The organism is uncultured Gemmiger sp., from assembly GCA_944388105.1.
Lineage (GTDB): Bacteria > Bacillota > Clostridia > Oscillospirales > Ruminococcaceae > Gemmiger.
The window spans coordinates 1-8,263 of record CALXHN010000091.1; the positions used below are offsets into that span (position 1 = coordinate 1).

At 61.2% G+C, this 8,263-nt stretch carries 5 protein-coding genes; 4 read left to right on the top strand and 1 reads right to left on the bottom strand.

Annotated elements, in window-relative coordinates; all coding sequences use genetic code 11:
• On the top strand, positions 1-576 hold a 576-nt coding region (gene pheS / locus Q0K17_RS09265; RefSeq protein ID WP_294542489.1), incomplete at its 5' end, for a phenylalanine--tRNA ligase subunit alpha.
• A gap of 15 nt (positions 577-591) precedes the next feature.
• Positions 592-3,009 (top strand): phenylalanine--tRNA ligase subunit beta, encoded by a 2,418-nt coding sequence (pheT, locus tag Q0K17_RS09270; RefSeq protein WP_294542491.1) that lies wholly within the window; start codon positions 592-594, stop codon positions 3,007-3,009.
• An 82-nt stretch (positions 3,010-3,091) separates the two neighbouring features.
• Here pheT and Q0K17_RS09275 read toward each other — a convergent pair whose 3' ends face one another.
• Positions 3,092-4,699: a potassium/proton antiporter gene (locus tag Q0K17_RS09275; protein ID WP_294542492.1), complete on the bottom strand. Its 1,608-nt coding sequence runs from the start codon at positions 4,697-4,699 to the stop codon at positions 3,092-3,094.
• Between the two features lie 439 nt (positions 4,700-5,138).
• Between Q0K17_RS09275 and glmS the strand changes: the two genes are divergently transcribed.
• Together glmS and Q0K17_RS09285 are read left to right on the top strand one after the other, a co-directional pair.
• Entirely contained in the window at positions 5,139-6,980 is a 1,842-nt protein-coding gene (gene glmS, locus Q0K17_RS09280; protein WP_294542496.1) for a glutamine--fructose-6-phosphate transaminase (isomerizing), read from the top strand.
• A gap of 251 nt (positions 6,981-7,231) precedes the next feature.
• The coding region (locus Q0K17_RS09285) for a polysaccharide biosynthesis protein (protein ID WP_294542497.1) at positions 7,232-8,263 on the top strand (1,032 nt) is incomplete at its 3' end.

An 8,263-nucleotide genomic window follows, 5' to 3' on the forward strand; every position in this document is an offset into this window, starting at 1 on the left:
CATCCTGCCCGGGATATGCAGGACACCTTCTATGTGGCCGAGGACATCGTGCTGCGCACCCAGACCAGCGGCGGCCAGATCCGCGTCATGGATGCGGAGCGCCCGCCCATCAAGGTGCTGGTACCCGGCCGCGTCTTCCGCTCCGACTCCGACGCCACCCATTCTCCCATGTTCCACCAGATGGAAGGTCTGGTGGTGGACAAGGGCATCACCCTGTGCGACCTGCAGGGCATGCTGGACAAGTTCGTCCAGGCCCTCTTCGGACCCGAGGTCAAGACCCGTCTGCGTCCTTCCTACTTCCCCTTCACCGAACCCAGCGTGGAGGTGGACGTTTCCTGCTTTGAGTGCGGCGGCAAGGGCTGCAGCCTGTGCAAGCACACCGGCTGGATCGAAGTGCTGGGCGCCGGCGTGGTGCACCAGAACGTGCTGCGCAACTGCGGCATCGACCCCGAAGTGTATTCCGGCTTTGCCTTCGGCATCGGCATCGAGCGGATCGCCATGCTCAAATACGGCATCAACAACATCGGCCTGATGTTTGAAAACGACCTGCGCTTCTTGCAGCAGTTCAAGGGCTAAGGGAGGAAGAAACCAATGAAAGTACCGTTCAGCTGGCTGAAACAATATGTCGATATCGACGTGACCCCCGAAATCCTGCAGGAAAAGCTTTTCTCCTGCGGCTTCGAGGTGGAAGAACTGATCTATCTGGGTGCCGAGATCTCCAAGGTGGTCGTGGGTGTTGTCACCGAGGCCGTCCCCCAGGAAGGCACCCATCTGCACATCTGCAAGGTGGACTGCGGCCCCTACGGCCATGATATCCAGATCTCCACCGGTGCCCCCAACGTGTATGTGGGCATGCACACCCCCGCCGCGCTGGATGGCGCCACCCTGCCCGGCGGCGTCACCATCAAGGCCAAGCCCCTGCGCGGCGTGGAATCCAACGGCATGCTCTGCTCCGGCGAGGAACTGGGCCTGAATGAGGACCTGTATCCCGGCGCCGAAGTCTATGGCCTGCTCGACCTGCCCAAGGACACCGTCCCCGGCGACGACATCCGCAAGGTGGTGGGCCTGGATGAGTATATCTTTGATATCTCCATCACCGCCAACCGCTCCGACTGCCAGAGCATCCTGGGCATTGCCCGGGAGGTGGCTGCCGTGCTGGGCAAGCCCCTGAAGATGCCCGCCACCGACTACACCACCACCGATTATAAGGACCCCCGCCTGTCTATCACGGTGGAAGCCCCCGACATCTGCCCCCGCTACATGGGCCATTATGTGCGCAATATCACCTGGGGCCAGTCTCCCCGGTGGATGCGCCGTCAGCTGGCGCTGTGCGGCCTGCGCAGCATCTCCAACGTGGTGGATATCACCAACTACGTCATGCTGGAGATCGGCCAGCCCATGCATGCCTTTGACATGAACACCCTGGAAAGCTGCCAGATCATCGTCCGCCGCGCCGCGGAAGGGGAGACCATCACCACCCTGGACGGCAAGGAGTTCGCCCTGACCAACCAGAACCTGGTCATCTGCGACGGCCACAAGCCGGTGGCCCTGGCCGGTGTCATGGGCGGTCTGAACAGCGAGATCACCGAGAACACCACCCAGCTGCTGTTCGAGTCCGCCAAGTTCGCCCGGGACAACATCCGCAAGACCGCCCGCGGCCTGGGCCAGAACACCGACGCTTCCGCCCACTATGAGAAGGGCGTCTCCGAGTACACCACCGAGCTGGGCATGGCCCGCGCTCTGCACCTGATCCAGGAACTGAACTGCGGCGAAGTCACCGCCAGTGCCTTTGACGTGTCCGCCGGTGCTTCCCGGGAAGGCAAGCGCTTCTCCGCCCGCATCAGCCGCATCAACGCCATCCTGGGCATTGAAGTTCCCACCGAGGTGGTGCTGGATATCCTCAAGCGTCTGGACTTCCAGGTGGAGCTGCAGGATGACCATGACACCATGCAGGTGGTAGCCCCCCGCTGGCGGGAGGATATCGAGGTAGGCGAGCCCGATCTGGCCGAGGAAGTCATCCGGGAATATGGCTACGAGCACATCAAGCCCACCTTCCTGAAGAACGCCACCGTCACCAACGGCGGCCTGAACCCGGACCAGCAGCGGCAGGCCCGTGCCAAGAACACCGTCTGCGCCCAGGGCTTCTATGAGGCCATCACCCTGGCTTTCTACGCCGACGCCGACCTGGATGCCCTGCACATTGCCGCCGATGCTCCCGAGCGCAACGTGGTGCGCATCCTCAACCCCCTGACTTCCAACCTGACCATCATGCGTCCGCTGCTGGCCCCGTCCCTGCTGAACGTGGTGGTGGAAAACCTGAAGAAGGGCAACACCGCCGGCCGCCTGTTCGAGCTGGCCAACGTCTACGCTCCTGCCGAGAGCATCAACCAGCTGCCCAACGAGACCCTGCACCTGGGGCTGGCCGCCTTCGGCGAGAAGGAGGACTTCTTCGCCCTCAAGGGCGCCATCGAAGCCCTGGGCGCCGCCTTCGGCGTGACCTTCGACTACCGCCGTGCCCAGAACACCCCCTGGCTGCACCCCGGCATCTCCGCCGACATCCTGTGCGGCGAGGAGAAGATCGGTGTTTTCGGCAAGCTGGCCAATGATGTGACCGCCGAGCTCAAGCTGCCCAAGGACAGCCGGGACAACCAGAAGATCTTCCTGGCGGAGATCGACTGGCCCGCCCTCATGGCTCACCGCCGTCAGGCCCTGCGCTATGCTCCCATCTCCGAGTTCGCCTCGGTGGCCCGTGACCTGGCTCTCGTGGCCGACGAGGAGACCGCCTGCGGCGATATCATCGCCGAGATGCACCGCGCCTGCCCCAGCCTGGGCGACGTGGAGCTCTTCGACATCTACCGCAGCGAGTCGGTGGGTGCCGGCAAAAAGAGCATGGCCTTCACCCTGCATTTTGTGCCTGCCGGCAAGGCTCTGGCGCCCGAGGAGATCGACCGCTTTGTCAAGAAGATCCTGGGCAACCTGAAATATCGGCTGAACGTAGAGATCCGCTGATCTTGCCAGCCTGAATAAAATCAAAGCCCCGCTGTACCTTTCCCGGTACGGCGGGGCTTTCTTGTATGAAAAGTCGGGCGATTCAGTGGGCGACGGTATTGTTGATGACCAGCAGGTCCCCGTCCTCCAGCACGGTGTCTCCGTTGGGGATCAGATACTCCTGTCCCCGGCGGATCAGCACAATCAGCGCGCCGGCCCGACGGGGCAAATCGGCCAGACGGCGGCTTTCGGGCAGGTCCTGGATGTTGACCACCTTTTCGGTCAGGGTGGCGGCGGGGGCCTTGTCCTGCTCCAGGGCGCAAAGGACCAGCAGGTCTCCCGGCTGCAATACGGTGCTGCCGGAGGGCACCAGCGTCTGGTCGCCGCGCTGCAGGCTGATCAGGATGGTGCCCGGGGGCAAAAGGATCTCCCGCACCGCCTTGCCGCACCAGGCATGACCGGCGGGCACAGCGATCTGGATGAACTGCACCGGGGCTTCATCCACATAGTCGTTGAACGTTTTGAGAATATTGCCCTGGGTATCGATCATGTCCAGACGTCGGGCCGCGGCGGGCAGCAATGATCCCTGGACCAGGATGGAGAAGAGCACCACCACAAACACGATGTGGAAGATATCCATCTCGATGTAGGCGGGGCTGATGACTGCCATCACCGCAAAGACGACCGAGGCCGCACCCCGCAGCCCAGAAAAGGAGACCAGCAGTTTCTGCCCCACACTGCCCCGGAAGGGAGTCATGAGCAAGAACACCGCCGCAGGGCGGGCCACCAGGGTCAGGAACAAGGCAATGCCCAGCCCCGGCAGCAGCACCGCCGGCATCCGGGAAGGGTAGGAGAGAAGCCCCAGCACAAAGAACAGGATCATCTGCATGATGCTGGTGATGCCGTCAAAGAAGGGGACCAGCGTTTCCTTGTGTCCGATTTCGCCGTTGCCCAGGAGGATGCCCGCGATATACACACTCATGAAGCCGTTTCCGCCCAGCAGGGTGGGGGCGGCGTAAGCCAGCAGCGCGGCTGCCACCACCACAATGACGTCTGATCCGGGAAAGGAAAACCGCACCCGGCGCAGCAGCCACAGCACCGCGGCCCCCACACCGAAACCGAAGACCAGCCCGAAGGCCAGCTGTTTCACCAGCAGCAGTGCCGCACCGCCCGGGGTGATGCCGGTTTCCATGGCAGCCAGCAGCACCGCGGTGAGCATATAGGCGAAGGGGTCGTTGCTGCCGCTCTCCACTTCCAGCAGGGAGTCGGTGTTTTCTTTCAGGGCCAGGTTCCTGGCACGCAGGATGGAAAACACCGAGGCCGCGTCGGTGGAACCCAGCACCGCCCCGCACAAAAGACCCTGCAAAAGGGGCATCCTCAGCACCAGATGGCAGAACCCGCCGGTGAGCAGGGCGGTCAGCAGGGTGCCGACGCTGGAAAGCAGGATGGACGGCACCGCCACCGGGCGGGCGGCACGCCAGTTGGTGCCGAAACCGCCGTAAAACATGATGAAGACCAAGGCCACCGAGCAGATCTGTTCGGTGACGGCGTAATCGTCAAAAGCGATCTTGAACAGCCCGTCCGAACCGAACAGCATGCCCAGAAACAGGAATACCAGCAGCGCCGGAATCCCCAGCCGGGAACTCAGCTTCAGAAAGACCGTGCAGGCCAGCATGACCACGGCCGCGAACAATAGCAAAGATGCGAGCATGAACCCTTCCTTTCCCTGTGTGAATCAAAAATGCGTACTGTAATAACTATACCACACCGTCCGCACGCCTGCCAAGTAAAACGGCAGCACAAGCAACCGGTTTTGATTTTTCGGAAATTATGCCTCAAAACATAACAATCTTCGGAAAAGCAGTCAAAATAGTTCTGCTAAGCGGCAGCTGCCGGTTTTTGACTTGCTCTGCGGCCGGATTCATGGTATTCTATACGAAGTACGCGACTCTGCTTTGAAAAGTCTTTATGGTGTAAGAAACTGGAAAGGGAGAATGCGTGCGGCGGACGACCGTTGCCCTTGACGGTCGTCCGTTTTTTATAACCGCCGGCAGGCCCAAGGTGGACATTTGCCTGAAAATCGCATATACTTAAAAAATCATGTGACAAACACATCCTGTGAAACAGGATACGGAACGGAGGGAACCCATATGTGTGGAATCGTTGGCTTTACCGGTCGTGCGCAGGCCGCGCCGATCTTGCTGGACGGCTTGGCCAAACTGGAATACCGCGGGTATGACTCGGCCGGTCTGGCCGTGCAGGAAGCGGCCGGCAAGATTGAGGTGGTCAAGGCAAAGGGACGTCTGCGCGTTTTGAGCGAGATGACCGACGGCGGCAACGCCGTCCCCGGTACCTGCGGCATCGGCCATACCCGCTGGGCCACCCACGGGGAGCCTTCGGTGGTCAACGCCCATCCCCATTACAGCCGGGATGAAAAGATCGCGGTGGTGCATAACGGCATCATCGAAAACTACCAGGAACTGAAAGACTGGCTCACCAACCGCGGATTCAATTTTGTGTCCCAGACCGACACCGAGGTGGTGGCCCAGCTCATCGATTACTATTATACCGGGGAGGCGGCCGGCGATCCGCTGAACGCCATCACCCGCATGATGCTGCGGGTGCGCGGGTCCTATGCGCTGGGTGTGCTCTTTGCGGACCAGCCCGGTGTGGTGTATGCCGTGCGCAAGGACAGCCCCCTCATTGTGGGCCGCGCCGAGGACGGCAACCTCATTGCCTCCGATGTGCCTGCCCTTCTCAAGTACACCCGCACCGTCTATTACATCGACAACCTGGAGATCGCCCGCCTGACCCCCGATTCCATCGAATTCTTCAACATTGACCGGGAACCGGTGGAAAAGCAGGCCACCACCATTGAGTGGGATGCCGAAGCGGCGGAAAAGGGCGGCTACGAGCATTTCATGATGAAGGAGATCCACGAGCAGCCGGCCGCCGTGCGGGACACCCTGAGCCCCCGCATCAAGGACGGCAAGGTGGACCTGAGCGAGCTTTCCCTGGACGAGGAAGCCATCCGGGCGGTGCGACGCCTCTACATCGTGGGCTGCGGCTCTGCCTACCATGTGGGCGTGGCGGCCCGCTATGTCTTCGAGAGTCTGGCCCGGGTCCCGGTGGAGGTGGACGTGGCCAGCGAGTTCCGGTACCGTGACCCGGTGCTGGAGCCGGATTCTCTGGCCATCATCATCAGCCAGAGCGGCGAGACCGCCGATACCCTGGCTGCTCTGCGCCTGTGCAAGGACCGGGGCGTGCGCACCATCGGCATCGTCAACGTGGTGGGGTCTTCCATCGCCCGGGAGGCCGACGCCACCCTGTACACCTGGGCCGGCCCGGAAATCGCCGTGGCCACCACCAAGGCCTACAGCACCCAGCTGGCCGCCTGCTACCTGCTGGCCATTGCCTTCGGGCAGCAGCGGGGTGTGCTGGATGAGGACCGCGCCGCCGCCTTGGTGGCGGAACTGCAGGCCCTGCCGGACAAGATCGAAAAGACCCTCACCGACAAGGAGCGCATCCAGTGGTTTGCCAGCAAATATGCCAACGCCCATGACGTCTTTTTCATCGGCCGCGGTCTGGACTACGCGGTGGCCCTGGAAGGCAGCCTGAAATTCAAGGAGATCAGCTACATCCACTCCGAAGCCTTCGCGGCAGGGGAGATGAAGCACGGCCCCATCTCCCTGGTGGAGAAGGGCACCCTGGTGGTGGGCATCCTGACCCAGCCCGACCTGTACGAAAAGACCGTCTCCAACCTGGTGGAAGCCAAGAGCCGGGGCGCCTTCCTCATGGGGCTGACCAGCTACGGCAACTACAACATCGAGGACACCGCCGGCTTCACCGTCTATGTCCCCAAGACCGACCCCCACTTTGCCATCAGCCTGTCGGTCATTCCGCTGCAGCTGCTGGCCTACTATGTGAGCTGCGCCAAAGGTCTGGATGTGGATAAGCCCCGCAACCTGGCCAAAAGTGTCACGGTGGAATAAAACTGAACATTAGGAGCACAATTGTCTGATTTGCCAAAATTTTTTTGGTGATTTTGTGCGTCTTTTGCTCCGTTTGCCCCCTGTTAGTAGGGACAAACGGAGCAATTTTGTGTTATAATACAAGCCGAAGTCAAAATTTTTGTGCGGGGAACGGCGTTGCGGTCCAGTTTGCCCCGCCATATACTGTGGCAGGGATGGCCGTTTTTTGTCCGGGCCGTCCAGTCTGCCGGATAACAGGGAAGACAGAACGAATGAAGAAAACCAACGAACAACTGATCAAGGGCCTGCCCCGCCGCATCCTGCTCATGCTGCTGGACTGCGGTTTGATCGTGCTTTGCTATTATATCGCCATCCTGCTGCGTTTTGACGGCGCTCAGCAGTATCTGCGCCCCGAAGTCATCGGAACATTCCTGCAGTATATGCCCTATATGCTTCTGACCTATATGGTCGTGTTCTGGTTCGGCGGGCTGTATGAGATCATGTGGGAGTATGCCGGCATGCGGGACCTGGCCAGGCTGATGTGTCTTTCCGGACTGGCCACCGGTTTCATTATGATGGCCGACCTGCTGCTGATGCCCATCGGCGGCGGTGTGCTTTATCGTACCGTGCTGATCATTGGTGCGGTACTCAACATTGCGGCGGTGGCCGGTGTGCGGTTTTTGTGGCGGCTGTTGCGGACCTTGCGGCAGTATACCAGCAGCACGCCCAAGGCGGCCCGTACCGCCCGGGACAAAACGCCTCTGCTCATTGTGGGCGCGGGCAATGCCGGTGCCTGGGCCGTCAACCTGTGCAAGACCAAAAACTCCACCTTCGGCAACCCGGTGGTCATTGTTGACGATGACCTGACCAAAAAGAACCTGCGTGTGCAGGGCGTTCCGGTGCGGGGCACCATCTCGGACATTCCCGAACTGGTGCGCAAATACCATATTGTAGAGATCGTCATCGCCATCACCACCCTGAAAGGCGAGCGCCTGCGGGAGGTCATCAACCTCTGCAACTCCACCCACTGCCGGGTGCGGATGCTCAACGATCCCCAGGCGGTGGACGAGAGCGGCAAGCCGGTGGTGGCGGGCCTGCGTGAACTGAACACCGCAGACTTCCTCTCCCGGGACGAAATTCAGCTGAACAACGCCCAGATCTCCGAATATCTGCACGACAAGATCGTGCTGGTCACCGGCGGCGGCGGGTCCATCGGCAGCGAGCTCTGCCGCCAGATCATGCGCTACAGCCCCCGCCAGCTGCTGATCTTCGATATCTACGAAAACTGCGCCTATGAGCTGGAG